The organism is Nocardioides sp., from assembly GCF_036401255.1.
GTDB lineage: Bacteria > Actinomycetota > Actinomycetes > Propionibacteriales > Nocardioidaceae > Nocardioides.
On the sequence record NZ_DASWVI010000134.1, the window covers coordinates 1 to 18,166 of the forward strand.

Sequence of the window (18,166 nt, forward strand, 5' to 3'; positions counted from 1 at the left end):
GGCCGCGCTGCAGGCGACGGCGCCGAGCGCTGCGCCCGCGGGGTCGATGCTCACCCCGCCGCCCGCCGCGCCTCGAGGGCACGCTCCCCCGCCCGCCGCATGGCGGCCAGCGGACCGGGCGCCCCGGTGAACAGCTCGAACTGCAGCACCGCCTGGTGCACGAGGAGGTCGAGACCCCCGACCAGCACCCGGTCGGCGCCCACCGAGGCCGCCAGCGGCGTCGGCCAGGGGTCGTAGAGCACCTCGAAGACCACCGGGGTGTCCGCGCAGCGCGCGACGAGACCGTCGTCCTGCGCCTCCGCGGGCACGGTGGACACCACGACCTCCCCGAGCACCTCGCCGTCGCGGAGGGCCAGCACCTCCACGCGAGGCGCGCTCGGGTGCGCGGCGATCGCGGCCGCCGTCGGGGCCGCCCGCTCGGGCGAGCGGGCGAGCAGCCGCACCGTCCGGGCGCCGAGCTCGCACAGTGCCAGGCCCGTCGAGGCCGCCGTCGCACCGCCACCGATCACGGTGCCGGCGGTGACCGGACCGTCGTAGCGCTCGCGTACGGCGGCCACCGCCCCCGGCAGGTCGGTGTTGTCCGCCAGGACGGGCGTTCCGGCCTCGAGGACCAGGGTGTTGACGCCGCTGGCCAGCCGGGCCCGGGCCGTCACCTCGACGCCGAGCAGGGACAGCGCGGCTCGCTTGTGCGGCATCGTCAGCGACAGCCCGCGCCACTCGGTGCCCAACCCGAGGACGAACGGCGCGAACTCCTCCGCGGCCACCCGGATCGCGTCGTACTCCCAGTCGAGCCCGACCGCGGCGTACCCGGCACGGTGCAGCGTCGGCGAGAGGGAGTGGGAGACGGGGTCCCCCAGGACGGCGCAGCGCATCACCGACCAGCCCGCCGCGTCAGCACCGGTCGGACTGGGTCTCGCAGTACTCCTTGAGCTCCTGCTTGAAGGTCAAGAACTCCTGGTAGTCCTCGGTGAACTTGGTCTCACCCGTCTTGAGGTTGACGGTGACGTAGAACAGCCAGTCCCCGTCCGCGGGGTGCGCGGCGGCGGCGATCGCGTCGTCGCCGGGCGCCTCGATCGGCGTCGGCGGCAGGCCGGTCTGCTTGTAGGTGTTGTACGGCGAGTCGGCGACCGAGTCGATCTCGGCCTGCGTCAGCACCGCGATCGTGGAGCGGTCGAGCGCGTAGTTGACCGAGGCGTCGACCTGCAGGAGGCCGTTGGTGATGCCGTTGCCGGGGTTCTCGACGCGGTTGTAGATCACCCGGGCGATCTTGGGCATGTCGTCGCCGCGGCCCTCGGCCTGGACGAGGCTGGCGACCGTCATCAGCTCGTTCGGGGTGTAGCCCAGGTCGGCCGCGGCCGACTCGAGGTCCGCGTCGTCGGCGGCCTGGCGCCACCGGTCGACCATGTCGGTCAGCATCGAGAGCGGCGTCGCGTCGGGCCCGAAGTCGTAGGTCGCGGGGAACAGGTAGCCCTCCGGGTTGCCCTCGGCGTACGACGGCAGCCCGAGCTTGGCCGGCTGGTCGAGGACCTTCTCGAAGTCGGCGACCTTGTAGTCGGTCTCCTTCGCGAGGACCTTCACGATCTCGACCACCCGCAGCCCCTCGGGGATCGTGACGGTCGCCTTCACCATGTTGCCGGGGTCGACCAGGATCGCGACCGCGTCGGCGGCCGCCATCTCCTTCTTCAGCGGGAAGTAGCCCGCCTGCAGGTTCGACCACTCGGGGCTGGCGTTGGCCGCGTCGATGAACGCGTCGACCGAGGCCACGACGCCCTCGGCCTTGAGGTCGCGACCGATGCTGCCGGCCGTCGCGCCGCGGACCACCTGGTAGGTGACGTTGCCGCGCCCCGGGCCGGGGTAGTCCTCGGCGGAGCCGAACTGGTCACGCACCTTGTCGATGCCCCAGGTGACCGCGACGTAGAACCCGCCCACGAGCACCGCGAGCGCGACCAGGGCCGCGAGGCAGCCGGGCAGGCCCCGCCGCCTGCGGGCGCGCCGGCGACCACCGGGCTCGTGCACCGCGCCCTCGGCGTCGGGGTCGCCCAGCACACTGAAGGCGTCTCCGGACTCGTCGTGCACGGCATCGTGCTCGTCGCTCATCTAGGTCTCCTCGACGATCTCGCCCGGCGCGGCCCCCGTCGCGCGTTCGGTGTCCAGTGCGTGCTGCAGGATCAAGACGGCTGCTGCCTGGTCGACCACGGCCCGCCTCTTGCCCCCCGACCGGCCCTGGTCGCGCAGCATAGCCTCCGCCGAAACGGTGGTCATCCGCTCGTCGACCAACCGCACCGGCACCGGCGCGACGCGCGCGGCCAGCCGGGCGGCGAACTCGCGGACCTTGGCGGCGGCGGGACCCTCCCGGCCCGACAGCGAGCGCGGCAGGCCGACCACCACCTCCAGCACGGTGGAGTCGGCCGCCTCCTCGGCCAGGATCCGGCCGATCCGCGCCAGGTCGCCCTTGCCGCGCCGCACGGTCTCCACGGGCGTCGCGAGGAAGCCCGAGGGGTCGCTGCGGGCGACGCCGATCCGGGCGTCGCCGGGGTCGATGCCGATCCGGATGCCGTGTCTCATGCCGGGGCCGGCCTCAGCCGGCGGCCACCCGCCCGACCTCGGTCGTCACGAGCGCGATCGCCTCGTCGATGCGGGAGGTGTCCGTGCCGCCGCCCTGGGCGACGTCGTCCTTGCCGCCACCCTTGCCGCCGACCAGCGGGCCGACCGCGCGCACCAGCTCGTTGGCGCTGAGCCCGCGGGCGCGGGCCTCGTCGTTGAGGGCCGCGACCACGGCGACCTTGCCGTCGGCCGCGCCGATCACGACCACGACCCCGGGCTCGCCCTGCGGCAGCCGGCCACGCACGTCGAGCGCGAGCGTGCGCACGTCGCCGCCACCGGCGCCGTCGGCACGGTGCGCGACGAGGTTGACCGGACCGACCTTGGCCGCGCCCGCGGCGAGCTCGCCGCCCGCTGCCAGCAGCTGGGCGACCCGGACCTTCTCGATCTCCTTCTCCGCGGAGCGGAGCTTCTCGACCAGGTCGTTGACGCGCTCGGGGAGCTGTTCGGGACGGACCTTGAGCGTGTCGGAGAGCTGCGCGACCAGCACGTGCTCGCGCGCGAGGAAGCGGTAGGCGTCGCTGCCGACCAGCGCCTCGACGCGGCGTACGCCGGAGCCGATGGAGGACTCGCCGAGCAGCTTGATGACGCCGAGCTTGCCGGAGCTGCCGGCGTGGGTGCCGCCGCAGAGCTCGCGGGCCCAGTCGCCGACCGAGACCACCCGCACCCGGTCGCCGTACTTCTCGCCGAACAGCGCCATCGCGCCGGACCTGACCGCGTCGGCCTGGCTCATCACCTCGGCGTGCACGGCCAGGTCGTCGAGGACGACGTCGTTGACCCGGGCCTCGACGTCGGCCATGACCGACTCGGGGACGGCGCCGACGGCGGAGAAGTCGAAGCGGAAGCGGCCGGGCGCGTTCTCGGACCCCGCCTGGGTGGCGGTCTCGCCGAGCGCCTCGCGGAACGCCTTGTGCACCATGTGGGTCGCGGTGTGCGCGCGCGAGATCGCGCGACGGCGCTCGACGTCGACGACCGCGTGCGCGCCGAGCCCCGCGGTCACCTCGCCGGACAGCACGGTCGCGTGGTGCACGATCAGCCCGGTGACCGGCGACTGGACGTCGCGGACCTCGAGGCGGGCGCCGTTCTCGAGCTCGATGACGCCCTGGTCGGCCAGCTGGCCGCCGCCCTCGGCGTAGAACGGGGTGCGGTCGAGCACGATCTCGACGTCGTCGCCGGGGCCGGCCGAGGCGACCACGCCCCCGGCGGAGACCAGGCCGCGCACCGACGCCTCGTCGGTGACCACGTCGTAGCCGGTGAACTCCACGGCCCGGCCCAGCGAGTCCGCGACCTGGCGGTAGGCCGAGGCGTCGCGGTGCTGGCCCTTCTTGGCCTTCGCGTCGTCCTTGGCCCGCTGGCGCTGCTCGTTCATCAGCCGCCGGAAGCCCGCCTCGTCGACGGCCAGGCCCTGTTCGGCGGCCATCTCGAGGGTGAGGTCGATCGGGAACCCGTAGGTGTCGTGCAGCGCGAACGCCTTGTCGCCGGACAACTGGCTGCCGCCGGCCTTCTTCAGCTCGGCGGTCGCCTGGTCGAAGATCGTCGTGCCGGCGCGCAGAGTCTGGCGGAACGCGTGCTCCTCGGCGTACGCGACCGTGGAGATCCGCTCCCAGTCGTGGTGCAGCGAGGTGTAGGTCTCCCCCATCTTGTCGCGGCTGATCGGGAACAGCTCGGGCAGCGCGGGGTCCTCGTAGCCGAGCAGCCGCATCGACCGGACGGCGCGGCGCAGCAGGCGACGCAGCACATAGCCGCGGGCCTCGTTGCCGGGGGTCACGCCGTCGCCGATCAGCATCATCGAGCTGCGGATGTGGTCGGCGACCACGCGGAAGCGGACGTCGTCCTCGTGACCCTGCTGACCACCGGCGCCGTAGCGGCGCCCGGTGAGCTCCTCGGCCTTCTCGATCACGGGGAACATCACGTCGATCTCGTACATGTTGGCCTTGCCCTGGAGCAGGAACGCGACCCGCTCCAGGCCCATGCCCGTGTCGATGTTGCGCTGGGGCAGCGAGCCCGCGACGTCGAAGTCCTCCTTGGACCGGACCGCGCTCAGCTCGTCCTGCATGAACACCAGGTTCCAGATCTCGAGCAGCCGGTCCTCGAGGGCGAGCGGCATGTCGGGGCCGAGCGTCGCGGGGTCGAAGTCGGGACCGTACGCCGCGCCGCGGTCGTAGAGGATCTCCGAGCACGGGCCGCCGGGCCCGGGCACGCCCATCGACCAGTAGTTCTCCTTGCGGCCCAGGCGCAGGATGCGCTCGTCGGGCAGGCCGGTGACCTTGCGCCACAACGCGAGGGCCTCGTCGTCGCCGTCGAGGATCGAGGGGTACAGGTGCGCCTCGTCGAGGCCCCACCCGCCGTCGGCGAGCGGCTTGGTGACCAGGTCCCAGGCGAGCTCAATCGCGCCCTCCTTGAAGTAGTCACCGAAGGAGAAGTTGCCGCACATCTCGAAGAACGTGCCGTGCCGGGTCGTCTTGCCGACGTCCTCGATGTCGGGGGTGCGCACGCACTTCTGCACGCTGGTGGCGCGCGGGTACGGCGGGGTCTCCTGGCCCAGGAAGTAGGGCTTGAACGGCACCATGCCGGCGTTGACGAACAGCAGGTTGGGGTCGTCGAGGAGCAGCGAGGCGGACGGCACCGGGGTGTGCGCCCCGACGGTCGTGTTGTGCTCGAAGTGAGCCACGAACCGTCGCCGGATCTCCGCGGTGTCCATCAGGTGGTGCCTTCCTCGTCGGTGGTTGAGCTGGTCTGCAGTGCGGGCTCGGCCGCGGCCGCCCCGGGAGCGGCGCGGTGCCGGCCGCCCTCGAGCTCGGGCCTCCCATGAGGCACGAGGCCGAGTCTCTCGCGCAACTCCGATTCCTTCTCCACCCGCCCCTGGGCGACCTCGTCGCGGAACAGCCGGGCGCCGACCTCGAGCGCTCCCAGCCGGTCCTTGAGCCCGTCGGCGGTCAGGGCCTCGGCGGCGCGGCGGCCACGCACCATGGCGTAGACGCCCGCCCCGGCCCCGGCGAGGAACCAGAGGCCGCGCCTCATGCGGCGGTGTCCTCGTCGTCGTGGCGGGCCGAGCGCTGGCGTGCCTCCCACTCCCGCCGGGCCCGGCGGGTGTCGGCGCGCCGCTGCTTGCGTGCCCGCTTGACCTCGCGTCGCATCTCGAAGCGGATGCGGTTGCGGGTCTCGGCGTCCAGGGCTCGGCGCACGCCGTGGGCCAGCGAGGCGGCCTTCACCACGGTCTCGCGCAGCACGAGGTCGGCGAACAGGGTCTTCTCGATGCGGGCCGTCTCGATGCGAACGGGGTCCCCCGGAGCGTGCTGCTCGTCCTCGCCGAGGTGGGTGATGACGAACTCCGCCCGCGACGCGCCCTCTGCTGCCGGCCGGGACGCGGGACCGGTCACGCGGCGTTCGAGCTCCTCGAGGCGGGTGCGCAGCGCCGCGGTCTCGGCGTACGCCGCCTCGACGGCGCGGCCGGCCCGCGAGCGGGAGCGCAGCAGGGCGACGCCGAGGGTCGCCGCAAGCAGCGCGAGCACCGCGGCGGCGACGAGGAGCATCCAGTCCTGCATGGTCCCCGACCCTATCTCCCGCGGATCAAGCGCCGGATCCGCTCCCAGCGCTCCTTGATGGCCGCCTCGGCTCCGAGCGAGGTCGGGTGGTAGTACTCCGCGTCGAGGACGACGTCGGGGGCGTACTGCTGCTCCGCGATGCCGAACGGCTCGTCGTGGCTGTACTTGTACGTCGCGCCGTGGCCGATCCTCTTGGCCCCCGAGTAGTGCGCGTCGCGCAGGTGGGCCGGCACCTGGCCGATCTTGCCGGCGCGGACGTCGGCCAGAGCGGCGCCGATGGCGGTCGTGACCGCGTTCGACTTCGGCGCGACCGCGAGGGCGATCGTCGCGTGCGCGAGGGTCAGCTGCGCCTCCGGCATCCCGATCAGCTGCACGGTCTGCGCGGCCGCGACCGCGGTCGTCAGGGCCGTCGGGTCGGCCAGGCCGACGTCCTCGGAGGCCAGGATCATCAGGCGCCGAGCGATGAACCGAGGGTCCTCCCCCGCCTCGATCATCCGGGCCAGGTAATGCAGGGCGGCATCGGCGTCGGAGCCCCGCACGGACTTGATGAACGCGCTCACCACGTCGTAGTGCTGGTCGCCCTGCCGGTCGTAGCGGACCGCCGCGCGGTCGACGGCGGTCTCGGCGGTCGCGAGGTCGACGCGCTCGAGGCCCTGGGCGACCGCGGCACCGGCGGCCGCCTCCAGGTAGGTCAGTGACCGGCGAGCGTCTCCCCCGGCCAGTCGGACGAGGTGGTCGAGCGCGTCGTCGTCCACGGCGACGGCACCCGCCAGGCCGCGCTCGTCGACGATCGCCTGGTCGAGCACGGCGCGCACGTCGTCGTCGGACAGCGACTCCAGGCGGAGCAGGAGGCTGCGTGAGAGCAGCGGTGAGATCACGCTGAAGAACGGGTTCTCCGTGGTGGCCGCGATCAGGGTCACCCAGCGGTTCTCGACGCCCGGCAGCAGGGCGTCCTGCTGGGCCTTGCTGAACCGGTGCACCTCGTCGACGAACAGCACGGTCTCCTTGCCGCCGCCGGCGAGCTCGGCGCGCGCCGCGTCGATCGCGGCCCGCACCTCCTTGACGCCTGCCGAGACGGCCGAGACCTCGACGAACCTCCGGTCGGTCTGCTGGCTCACGATCGCGGCGATCGTGGTCTTGCCCGTGCCGGGCGGACCCCACAGCAGGAGCGACATGGACTGGTCGCCCTCGACGAGCCGGCGCAGCGGCGAACCGGGCGCGCGCAGCTGGGTCTGGCCGACGAGCTCCTCGAGCGTCCGCGGCCGCATCCGCACGGCCAGGGGCGCGGACGCGTGGGTGTTCGTCGTCAGCGAGCCGCCGCCCGTGCGGGCAGGCGTCCCGGGCGTCTCGAACAGTCCGTCGTCCATGCCTACCTCACCGGGTCTCGATACGCCGTCGCTCGTCCCTCGCGACGGCTACTCGACCACCGAGCCAGAAGCCGCCGGTCGAGTAGCGAGCGCTAGCGAGCGTATCGAGACCCGGTGACCGGTTCGGGGTCGCCCGGCCCTCGCAAGCTCGGGCCGGGGCAGCCCATCAGGCCGAGGCCATCGTCTTGCGCTCGAGGTCGAACCAGGTGTCGGAATAGCCGGGGTCGTTGCCGACCTCGATGCTCGGGGTCGCACCCGGGTCGGGGCTGCCGGTGTCGTCCACGCCGAGCAGTGGCGCCGTCACCGGACGCTCCGGGTGGCGACCCAGCTCGCCCGCGAAGTGGCAGGCGACCTTGTGGCGCTTGCCGATCTGCAGCAGCGGCGGCTCCACCCGAGCACAGATCTCCTGCGCGAGCGCGCACCGCGTGCGGAAGCGGCACCCCGACGGCGGGTTGATCGGGCTCGGGACGTCGCCCTCCAGCCGGATCCGCTCGCGGCGTCCGCCGATCGCCGCCTGCTTGACGTCCGGCACCGCCGACAGCAGCGCCTGCGTGTAGGGGTGGTTGGGCCGGTTGTAGAGCGACTCCCGGTCGGCGATCTCGACGATCTTGCCGAGGTACATCACCGCGACCTCGGGGCAGAAGTGACGCACCACCGCCAGGTCGTGGGCGATGAACAGGAACGCGATGTCGAACTCCGCCTGCACCTCCTGGAGCAGGTTGATCACCTGCGCCTGGATCGAGACGTCGAGAGCGGAGACCGGCTCGTCGGCCACCAGCAGCTTCGGCTGCAGCGTCAGTGCCCGGGCGATGCCGATGCGCTGGCGCTGGCCGCCGGAGAACTCGTGCGGGTAGCGGTTGTAGTGCTCGGGGTTGAGCCCCACGATCTCGAGCAGCTCCTGCACGCGCGGCAGGATCTTGTCCTTGGGCAGCACGTTGTGGATCGCGAGCGGGGCGCCCACGATCGCGCCGACCGTGTGGCGCGGGTTCAGCGAGGTGTAGGGGTCCTGGAAGATCATCTGGATCTCCCGGCGCAGCGGCTTGAGTCCGCGGGCCGAGGTCTTCGCGATGTCCCGGCCGTCGAACTGGATGGCACCGCCGGTCGGCTCGTAGAGCCGGGTGATCAGCCGGCCGGTGGTGGACTTGCCGCACCCGGACTCGCCGACCAGGCCGAGAGAACCGCCCTTGGGCACCTGGAACGACACGCCGTCGACGGCCTGGACGTGACCGACGGTGCGCCGGATGACGCCGGACGAGCGCACCGGGAAGTACATCCGCAGGTCCTTGACCTCGAGGATCGGCTCGGCGTCGAAGTGCGCGGCCGACCGGCCGTGGGGGCGCACGCTCTCGACGTACTGCGTCGTCTCGTCGGTCGGGTCCGTCGTGCGGCTGACCGGGTCGTCCCCCGGCATCCCGACGCTGGTCGGCAGCTGCTGGTCGTTCATCGTCCCTCCACCAGGTCCGGCGCGATCTCCGGCAGGACCTCTCGTTCGTACACCACATCCGGGTTGGCCAGGTGGCACCGCTTGATGTGTCCCTCACCCCGCGTGCCCGGTGTGAGCTCGGGGGTCACGGTCCGGCACAGGTCGCCGGGCACCTTGTCGCGGTGCGTGCACCGTGGGTGGAAGTGGCAGCCGCTGGGCGGGCTCAACAGGCTCGGTGGGTTGCCGGGGATCGGCACGAGCTTGGCGTCCGGGTCCGAGTCGACCTCGGGGATGCTGGAGAGCAGGCCCCAGGTGTAGGGCATCTCCGGGTGGGTCAGGATCTCCTTGGTCGGGCCGTACTCGACGCACCGACCGCCGTACATCACGAGCACGTCGTGGGCCATCTCGGCGACGACGCCCAGGTCGTGGGTGATGATCATGACGGCGGCGTCGAAGTCGCGCTGCAGGTCCTGGAGCAGGTCCAGGATCTGCGCCTGCACCGTCACGTCGAGCGCGGTGGTCGGCTCGTCGGCGATCAGCAGGCTGGGGTTGTTGATCAGCGCCATCGCGATCATGGCCCGCTGCCGCATGCCGCCCGAGAACTGGTGCGGATAGTCGTCGACGCGCCGGTCCGGCTGCGGGATGCCGACCCGGTCGAGCATCTCGATCGCCCGGGCGCGAGCGGCCTTCTTGCTCACGTCGTGGTGCACCCGGTAGGCCTCGGCGATCTGGTTGCCGACCCGGTAGTAGGGGTGCATCGCCGACAGCGGGTCCTGGAAGATCATCGCCACATCGCGGCCGCGGCGGCGCCGCATCTCCTCGTCGCTGACCTTGAGCAGGTCGACCCCGTCGAGCAGGATCTCGCCGCTGACCATCGCGTTGGTGCGGCGGTGCAGGCCCAGGATCGCCGACGTGGAGACGGACTTGCCCGAGCCGGACTCCCCCACGATGCCGAGGGTCTTGCCCTTCTCGAGATCGAACGAGAGGCCGTCGGTGGCCTTGACGATGCCGTCGACCGTCGGGAAGTGGACCTTGAGGTCGCGGACTGACAGAAAGCTCACGTTGTTCCCCTCAGCCGACGCGGACGCGCGGATCGATCACCGCGTACAGGACGTCGACGATGATGTTGGCGACGATCACGAACGATCCCAGCAGGATCACCAGCCCGATCAGGGTCGGCAGGTCGTAGGACACGTTCGCGTCGACGGCCAGCTTGCCAAGGCCGTTGAAGTTGAACACCGACTCGGTGATGATCGCACCGCCGAGGAGCCCGGCGAAGTCGAGACCGGCCATCGTGACCAGCGGCGTCAGCGCGGCTCGCATCGTGTGCTTGAACAGCACCGGGCCGCGCTTGAGGCCCTTGGCCCGAGCCGTGCGGATGTAGTCCTCGCTCATCGACTCCAGCACGAAGGCTCTGGTCATCCGGACGTAGCCGGCCATGAAGAACAGGGCGAGGGTGAGGGCGGGCAGGAACAGGTTGGTCAGCCACCCGCCGACGCCGCCCTCGGCGATCGTGGTGTAGCTGGGCACTTCGACCAGGCCCCACTTGATCGCGATGAACTTCAGCAGGAACAGGCCGATGAAGAACGTCGGGAACGCATAGAAGACCAGCGAGATCGCGACGATGCCGCGGTCGATCACCGTGCCCTTGGTCACCGCGGCGATCATCCCGAAGATCACGCCGCCGGCGATCCACATCAAGAAGGCGAGGACGGCCAGGGAGGCCGAGACCGGGAACGCCTCCTTGATCTCCTCACCGACGGTGACCTGGTTGACGCGGGAGTAGCCCAGGCAGGGGGCGGCGCAGTCGGAGATCAGCTCCGGCGCCTTCTCGCGCAGCGTCTTGTCCTCGGGGTAGTCACGCCCGGCGACGATCCCCTGGAGGAAGTCGGTCCACTGCTGGAGCGCGGGCTTGTCGTAGCCGAGCGCCTTCTCGGTCTGCTTGATCTGGGCGATGCTGCAGTTCTTGCCGCACGCGACCCGGGCCGGGTCCTGGGGCATGAGGAAGAAGAGCATGAACGTCACCAGGCTCATCACGATCAGCAAGATCACGCCGATGAAGAGCCGGCGAACGATGTACGCGAACATCGGGAGAGACCACCTCGGGTCATGTCAGTGGGGAGTGCTCGGGGACAAGCATCGCACCCTGGACGGCGGTGAGGGTGAGGGCCCCTCGACGAGACCCCCACCCCCAGTCGGCGGGGGGCCACCGGAGGCGGCCACCCGACGCAGGTGTTGCTGGCTGTTGCTGGGTTACCGGTGACGAACGACCGTCACTGCTCGACGCCGATCGGACCGAGGTCCGGGTACATCGAGGAGGAGGGGGTGTTCGTGAAGCCGGTGACCTTCGACCCGTGGAGGAAGTAGAACTGCGCGATCTCCAGCGGGATGTAGGCGACGTCCTCACCGAGGACCTTGTCCGCCTCCTGCAGGGCGGCGGTCTGCTCGTCCAGGGTGGAGGCGTTGGCGGCCTGGTCGACCAGTGCGTTGAACTTGTCGCTCTTGTAGGCACCGTAGTCCTGGCCGTCGCTGTTCGCGGTCAGGTTCGGGCGGCTGTCGAAGAGCGGCGGGGTCACGGTGATGGCCGACGGCCAGTCAGCACCCCAGCCGGCCCACATGATGTCGCTGGTCTTGTCGGGCTGCTGCACGACGTCGTAGTAGGTGTCGCCCAGCGGGTCGAGCGTGACCTTGAAGCCGGCCTCGTCCCAGGTCTGCTTGAGCGCGGCGGCCTGCTTGTCGGCGGTGTCCGACTGCGGGTAGGTGAACTTGATCGGGTACGGCATGTCGACGCCGGCGTCCGTCAGGATCTGCTTGGCCTGCTCGGGGTCACCGGCCTGCGGGCCGGAGAACGCCGGGTTGTCCTGGTAGCCGATCACGGCCGGGTTGACGATCGACTCGGCCGGGGCGTAGGCCTTCTCGCCACCACCGGCGGCGATCCAGCCCTCGGCGTTGGTCGCGACCTTGAGCGCCTCGCGGACGGCCGGGTCGGTCAGGCGCCGGAAGTTCGGCACCAGGTAGTCGACGAACGGCGAGGCCACGAGGACCGAGCGCTCCTCCGCGTCGCCCACGATCTGGGCGTAGTAGGCCGGAGGCACCCGCTGGCTGGTGACGGCGTACTGCGCGTCGCCGCTGTCAGCGATCAGCTGGTCGTAGATCGTCTCGGTGGTCTGACCCACGTTGAACTCGATCTCGTCCGGCAGCGCCATCCGGATCGAGGTGTCGTCGGTCGACTCGTCGTAGTTCTCATTGCGGACGAAGGTCGCACCCTTGTTCTTGTTCCACATGCTGCCCTCGATCCGGTACGGACCGCTGGAGAACATCTGGTAGTTGGACTTGGCGCCCTTGTCCTTGTCCTTGCGGTACGGGTCCATCATCGACAGGCCCGCGACGGCCAGGTCGAAGTCCGGCCACGGCTTGTTGAAGTGGTAGGTGATCGTGTTGCCGTCGCACTCGATCGCCTTGTCGAACGCGGCCTGGCCCTCGGGGGTCGAGTTGTAGGGGCCCGTGTAGATCGGCAGCCCGGTCGACTTGTCGGTGGGGACGTCGAGGTAGCTCAGGATGTAGTTGGGGCCACCGGTGATGACGTCGGTCGCGAACACGCGGGACGCGCCGTACTTGAAGTCCTCACACGTGATCGGCTGGCCGTCCTCCCACTTGACGCCGTCCTTGATCGTGAACGACCAGGTCTTGCCGCCGTCGGCCTTGGTGCCGGTGTCGGTCGCGAGGTCCGGCACCGGGGTGTTGGCGACGTCGGTGTCGGTCGAGATCGGGAACGCCAGCAGGCCGCGGTAGATCGTGCGGCGGAAGTTCGTCAGCTCGACACCGACGTAGGTGCGCTGCGGGTCGACGTGCTCGTAGGGCGCGTAGATGTAGTAGTAGAGCGTGCCGCCCTTCGCGCCCTCGCCACCGGCCTGGCTGCCGTTGCCGCTCGGCGTGCCCTCGTCGTCCGAGCCGCCACCGCAGGCAGCGAGACCGGCCGCCAGCGCGATCGCAGCGGTGGCTGCGAGCAACCGCTTTCGATACTTGACCATTAACTTCTCCTTGGGTGTGTGTCGCGCCTGGAGCGGCGGCACATTCGGCGGCTCCGTGCCGCCGAAGATCGGGTGGTGCCCGCGGGGGGCGTCAACGGGTTGGGCTCAGCGCGCCGCCTTGGGGTCGAGCGCGTCGCGGATGCCGTCGCCGAGCAGGTTGAAGCTCACGACGATCACCATGATCAAGAACGCCGGCGTGAAGAAGAACAAGAAGTCGCCGATCGAGTAGTTGATCGAGCTGCGCAGGATGTTGCCCAGTGTCGGTGTCGGCGGCACGATGCCGACGCCGAGGAAGCTGAGCGCCGCCTCGGCCGAGATGTAGGCGGGCATGGTCAGCGTGAACGTGACCAGCAGCGGGGCCCACAGGTTCGGCAGGATCTCCTTGAAGTAGATCCGTGGCCTCGAGGCGCCCATCAGCACGGCCGCGTCGACGAACTCGCGCTCGCGGACCGACAGCACCTGGCCGCGCATGATGCGGGCGATGCCGGGCCAGCCGAACAGTCCGAGCACCAGCACGACGTAGAAGCCGTTGGGGATGTCGTCGGACTCGCCGCCGGGGAGGAACTTGGCCACGGTGGCGACACCCATGCTCGAGAGGGCCAGCAGCATCAGCGTCACCGGGAAGGACAGCGTCAGGTCGATCGCCCGGCCGATGATCGCGTCGACCCAGCCGCCGCTGAAGCCGGAGATGATGCCGAGGACGGTGCCGAGCGCGATGGCCACGATCGTCGCGGAGAGCGCGATGGCCAGCGAGAACGTAATGCCGTAGACCATCCGGGACAGCACGTCACGTCCCGAGCCGGGCTCGACGCCGAGCGGGTGGTCCCAGCTGACGCCCCACCACTCGCCCTTCGGCAGGCTGTTGACGTCGAGCAGCGAGTCCTGGCCGGTGTTGTGGTTGGTGAACGGATCGAGCACCCCGAAGTGCACCAGGAACGGTGCGGCGATGCCGACGAGGATGTACAGCACGACCACGGAGAACGAGATCATCGACAGCCTGTCGCGACGGAACCGGTCCATCGCGAGCTTCGTCGGGGACTTGCCGGCGATCTTCGAGGTGTCCCCCTCGGGAGCACCGGTCGGGTCCGGCAGGCGTTCGCTCTCCAGGTTGGAGGCCGGAACAGTCATGTCACCTCTGTCTTGTCGGGTGTGCTGGCGCCGGTTCCAGGGCCCGGATCACGGGCACCGGTGGGCCGGCGACGGGTGGGACTCTATGTGACGCCAGCACTTCAATGGGTCTACTGCGTGTAACGATCTGGTCTCGGGACGTTAGCCCCGGCGTCCGCTGGATCAGCTTTCGGACGGCTCATCCTGCTGCGGCTGGGCGTCCACGCCCGCCTCCTTGCGCTGCTCGGGCGTGATCGGCGCAGGAGCTGCGGTGAGGGGATCGAACCCGCCACCGGACTTGGGGAAGGCGATCACGTCGCGGATCGACTCGGTGTGGGCGAGCAGCGCCACGATCCGGTCCCAGCCGAACGCGATGCCGCCGTGCGGGGGCGCGCCGTACTTGAAGGCCTCGAGGAGGAACCCGAACTTCTCCTGCGCCTCGTCCTCGTCGATCCCCATGATCGCGAAGACCCGCTTCTGGACGTCCTCGCGGTGGATACGGATCGAGCCTCCGCCGATCTCGTTGCCGTTGCAGACGATGTCGTAGGCCCAGGCCAGCGCGCTCCCGGGGTCGGCGTCGAAGCCCTCCACGTCCTGCGGGGAGGTGAACGCGTGGTGCACGGCGGTCCACGCGCTGTAGCCCAGCGCCACGTCGCCGGAGGCGGTGGCGTCGGCGGTCGGCTCGAACAGCGGCGCGTCGACGACCCACAAGAAGCTCCAGGCGTCCCCGTCGATCAGCCCGCAGCGGCGACCGATCTCGAGCCGCGCGGCGCCGAGCAGCGCCCGGCTGGGCTTCACGGCGCCGGCAGCGAAGAAGACGCAGTCGCCGGGCTGGGCGCCGACGTGGGCGGCCAGGCCCGCCAGCTCGCTCTCGGAGAGGTTCTTCGACACCGGTCCGGTGAGCGCGCCGTCGTCCTGCACGAGCACGTAGGCCAGGCCCCTGGCGCCCCGTTGCTTGGCCCACTCCTGCCAGGCGTCGAGCTGCTTGCGCGGCTGGCTCGCGCCGCCCGGCATCACCACCGCGCCGACGTAGTCGGCCTGGAACACCCGGAACGGCGTGTCACGGAAGTACGCCGTGCAGTCGACGAGCTCCTGGCCCATCCGGAGGTCGGGCTTGTCGGTGCCGTAGCGGGCCATCGACTCGGCGTAGGTCATCCGCGGGATCGGGAGGGGTACGTCGTAGCCGACGAGCTTCCACAGCGCGACGAGGATCTCCTCGGCCACCGCGAGCACGTCGTCCTGCTCGACGAAGCTCATCTCGATGTCGAGCTGGGTGAACTCCGGCTGGCGGTCGGCGCGGAAGTCCTCGTCGCGGTAGCAGCGGGCGATCTGGTAGTAGCGCTCCATGCCGGCGACCATCAGCAGCTGCTTGAACAGCTGCGGGCTCTGCGGCAAGGCGTACCAGCTGCCCGGCTGGAGCCGGGCCGGCACCAGGAAGTCGCGGGCCCCCTCGGGTGTGGACCGGGTGAGGGTGGGGGTCTCGATCTCGACGAAGCCGTGGGCGTCGAGGACGTCGCGGGCGGCCTTGTTGACCTTGCTGCGCAGGCGCAGCGCGTGGTTGGGCGCCGGGCGCCGCAGGTCGAGGTAGCGGTGCTTGAGGCGCGCCTCCTCCCCCACCTCCACGTGCTCGCTGATCGGGAACGGCAGCGGCGCCGCCTCGCTCAGCACCTCGACCTCGGCCGCGACGACCTCGATCTCACCGGTCGCGAGGTTGGGGTTCTCGTTGCCCTCCTTGCGGCGGGTCACCTCGCCGGTCACCTTGAGGCAGTACTCGGCGCGCAGGTGGTGGGCCACCGCCTCGTCGCGGATCACGACCTGGACCACCCCGCTGGCCTCGCGCAGGTCGATGAACGCGACCCCGCCGTGGTCGCGCCGGTTGGCGACCCACCCCGCGAGGGTGACGGTCTGGCCGACGTTCTCGGCGCGCAGCGCGCCGGCGTCCTGGGTACGGATCACTGATTCGTCTCCTGTGCTTCGTTGATCGAGGCTTCGTTGGTCGAGCTCGGCGAGACCACCTGCGGTCGCAGGTCGGCCTCGGGCGGGGTCCAGGCGTCGGGATCGGCCGCCACCTGCTCCCCCGACCGGATGTCCTTCACCTCGTGCCCGTCGGGGCCGGGGAACCACACGTACGGGATGCCACGGCGCTCGGCGTACCGGATCTGCTTGCCGAACTTCTGGGCGCTCGCGGCGACCTCGCACGAGATCCCGCGGGCGCGCAGCGCGTCGGCCACGGTGGTGCTCGCGCCCCGGCTCTCCTCGTCGACGACAGCCACCAGCACCGCGCTCGGCACGGGCCGGCTGCCGGCGAGGGCGCCATCGGCGAGCAGCGGGATCAGCGAGCGGGAGACGCCGAACGACACGCCGACGCCCGGGTAGGTCGTCCGGCCGTCCGACGCCAGGGCGTCGTACCGCCCGCCGCCGCCGACCGACTTGAGCCGCTCGTAGCCGGCCATGAAGATCTCCACGACCGTGCCGGTGTAGTAGTCCAGGCCCCGCGCGATGCGCAGGTTGGCCTCGACCGTGACGTGCCGGTGGGCGCCGGCGGCGCAGCCCGCGACGACGGCGGCCAGCTCGGCCAAGCCCTCCTCGAGCAGCTCGTCCTCGACCCCGAGCGCGCGCACCCGGTCGACGAACGAGCCGTCGGGCACCCGGATCGTCGCCAGCTCCAGGCACCGCTCGGCCTGCTCGGGGGTCGCGCCCGCGTCGCGGACGAGGAGCTGCGCCACCTCGGCGGCGGGCAGCTTGTCGAGCTTGTCGATCGTGCGGATCGCCGCCGTCACGTCCGGCACGCCCAGGCCGCGGTAGAACCCCTGGATCAGCTTGCGGTTGTTGAACTGGAAGCTCACCGGTGGGATCGGCAGCGCGTCGAGCGCGTCCACCATCACCCGCATCACCTCGACGTCGTGGTGGAAGGGCAAGACGTCCTTGCCGACGATGTCGACGTCGGCCTGGGTGAACTGGCGGTACCGGCCCTCCTGCGGCCGCTCGCCGCGCCAGGCCGGCTGGATCTGGTAGCGCCGGAACGGGAACTCCAGGTGGCCGGCGTGCTCGAGCACGTACCGGGCGAACGGCACGGTGAGGTCGAAGTGCAGGCCCAGGCCGGAGTCGCCGTCCTCGGCGCCCGCCTGCAGCCGCCGCAGCACGTAGATCTCCTTGTCGATCTCGCCGCCCTTGGCGAGCCGGTCGAGAGGCTCGACCACGCGGGTCTCGATATTGGCGAACCCGTGCAGCTCGGAGGTGCGCGACAGCGACCCGATCACCTCGCGCTCGACGACGCGCGCCTCGGGCAGCAGCTCGGGGAACCCGCTCAGCGGGGTGGGCTTGGCCATCTCACACGTCCTGCCGGAGGTCCTGGAGGAAGGGGTTGGTGGCCCGCTCCCGGCCGATCGACGTCTGCTCGCCGTGGCCGGGCAGCACGACGACGTCGTCGGGCAGTGTGAGCACCTTCGCGGCGAGGCTGCGCAGCATCGTCGGGTGGTCGCCGCCGGGGAGGTCGGTGCGCCCGATCGAGCCGGCGAAGAGCAGGTCGCCGGAGAACATCACCTCGGAGACGTCCTCGCGGTCGTACGGCGATCGGAAGGTCACCGAGCCGCGGGTGTGGCCGGGCGTGTGGTCGACCACGAAGCGCAGTCCCGCGAGCTCGAGCTCCTGGAGGTCGGCGAGCTTGCGCACGTCGTCGGGCTCGGCGAACTCGTAGCCGCCGCCCAGCAGCATCTGGGCGGTGTCGGGCGACATGGCCGCTGACGGGTTCGCGAGCAGGTGACGGTCCTCGGGGTGGATCCAGGCGGTCGCGTCGTACGACCCCGCGACCGGCGCCACGGACCACATGTGGTCGACGTGGCCGTGGGTCACCAGCACGGCCACCGGCTTGAGCCGGTGCTCGGCGACGACCTGCGCGATGCCGTCGGCCGCGTCCATGCCGGGGTCGACGACCACGCACTCGCTGCCGGGTCCGGTGGCCGCCACGTAGCAGTTGGTGCCCCACGGCCCAGCGGGGAATCCGGCGATCAGCACCACGGCAGACTACCGAGCGAGGGACGGTGCCGCCGCACCGGTGCGACACTCGCGCGGGCGACGACGGGGGTTCATGAC

At 71.0% G+C, this 18,166-nt stretch carries 15 protein-coding genes; all 15 read right to left on the minus strand.

Going from position 1 to position 18,166, the window contains the following annotated elements; translation table 11 throughout:
• Positions 1–50: 50 nt before the first annotated feature.
• A complete protein-coding gene (locus VGD85_RS05900) occupies positions 51–872 on the minus strand; it encodes a shikimate dehydrogenase (RefSeq protein ID WP_331062515.1) in 822 nt (273 codons plus the stop codon).
• 19 nt (positions 873–891) lie between these two features.
• The gene (mltG, locus tag VGD85_RS05905) at positions 892–2,097 is read right to left on the minus strand and encodes an endolytic transglycosylase MltG (RefSeq protein ID WP_331062516.1); all 1,206 of its coding nucleotides are present in this window, start codon (positions 2,095–2,097) and stop codon (positions 892–894) included.
• Positions 2,098–2,565, minus strand: coding sequence for a Holliday junction resolvase RuvX (gene ruvX / locus VGD85_RS05910; RefSeq protein WP_331062517.1), 468 nt, complete (start codon positions 2,563–2,565; stop codon positions 2,098–2,100).
• 13 nt (positions 2,566–2,578) lie between these two features.
• On the minus strand, positions 2,579–5,302 hold the full coding sequence (gene alaS / locus VGD85_RS05915) for an alanine--tRNA ligase (RefSeq protein WP_331062518.1): 2,724 nt from the start codon (positions 5,300–5,302) through the stop codon (positions 2,579–2,581).
• The gene (locus VGD85_RS05920) at positions 5,302–5,622 is read right to left on the minus strand and encodes a DUF6167 family protein (protein ID WP_331062519.1); all 321 of its coding nucleotides are present in this window, start codon (positions 5,620–5,622) and stop codon (positions 5,302–5,304) included. The genes alaS and VGD85_RS05920 overlap by 1 nt, the downstream gene beginning before the upstream one ends.
• A complete protein-coding gene (locus VGD85_RS05925; protein ID WP_331062520.1) occupies positions 5,619–6,146 on the minus strand; it encodes a hypothetical protein in 528 nt (175 codons plus the stop codon). The genes VGD85_RS05920 and VGD85_RS05925 overlap by 4 nt, the downstream gene beginning before the upstream one ends.
• A gap of 11 nt (positions 6,147–6,157) precedes the next feature.
• A complete protein-coding gene (locus VGD85_RS05930; RefSeq protein WP_331062521.1) occupies positions 6,158–7,513 on the minus strand; it encodes a replication-associated recombination protein A in 1,356 nt (451 codons plus the stop codon).
• 166 nt (positions 7,514–7,679) lie between these two features.
• Positions 7,680–8,957, minus strand: coding sequence for a dipeptide ABC transporter ATP-binding protein (locus VGD85_RS05935; RefSeq protein WP_331062522.1), 1,278 nt, complete (start codon positions 8,955–8,957; stop codon positions 7,680–7,682).
• Positions 8,954–9,997 carry an ABC transporter ATP-binding protein gene (locus VGD85_RS05940; protein WP_331062523.1) on the minus strand — a complete coding sequence of 348 codons (1,044 nt, stop codon included), beginning with the start codon at positions 9,995–9,997 and terminating at the stop codon, positions 8,954–8,956. Before VGD85_RS05940 ends, VGD85_RS05935 begins: the two co-directional genes overlap by 4 nt.
• Positions 9,998–10,007: 10 nt before the next feature.
• Positions 10,008–11,024 (minus strand): ABC transporter permease, encoded by a 1,017-nt coding sequence (locus tag VGD85_RS05945; protein WP_331062524.1) that lies wholly within the window; start codon positions 11,022–11,024, stop codon positions 10,008–10,010.
• A gap of 185 nt (positions 11,025–11,209) precedes the next feature.
• The gene (locus tag VGD85_RS05950; RefSeq protein ID WP_331062525.1) at positions 11,210–12,967 is read right to left on the minus strand and encodes an ABC transporter substrate-binding protein; all 1,758 of its coding nucleotides are present in this window, start codon (positions 12,965–12,967) and stop codon (positions 11,210–11,212) included.
• Positions 12,968–13,072: 105 nt separating this feature from the next.
• The gene (locus tag VGD85_RS05955) at positions 13,073–14,095 is read right to left on the minus strand and encodes an ABC transporter permease (protein WP_331062526.1); all 1,023 of its coding nucleotides are present in this window, start codon (positions 14,093–14,095) and stop codon (positions 13,073–13,075) included.
• A gap of 162 nt (positions 14,096–14,257) precedes the next feature.
• Positions 14,258–16,030 carry an aspartate--tRNA ligase gene (aspS, locus tag VGD85_RS05960; RefSeq protein ID WP_331062527.1) on the minus strand — a complete coding sequence of 591 codons (1,773 nt, stop codon included), beginning with the start codon at positions 16,028–16,030 and terminating at the stop codon, positions 14,258–14,260.
• Positions 16,027–17,403 carry a histidine--tRNA ligase gene (gene hisS, locus VGD85_RS05965; protein ID WP_331062528.1) on the minus strand — a complete coding sequence of 459 codons (1,377 nt, stop codon included), beginning with the start codon at positions 17,401–17,403 and terminating at the stop codon, positions 16,027–16,029. Before hisS ends, aspS begins: the two co-directional genes overlap by 4 nt.
• Before the next feature lies 1 nt (position 17,404).
• Positions 17,405–18,088 carry an MBL fold metallo-hydrolase gene (locus tag VGD85_RS05970; protein ID WP_331062529.1) on the minus strand — a complete coding sequence of 228 codons (684 nt, stop codon included), beginning with the start codon at positions 18,086–18,088 and terminating at the stop codon, positions 17,405–17,407.
• Between the last annotated feature and the right edge of the window lie 78 nt (positions 18,089–18,166).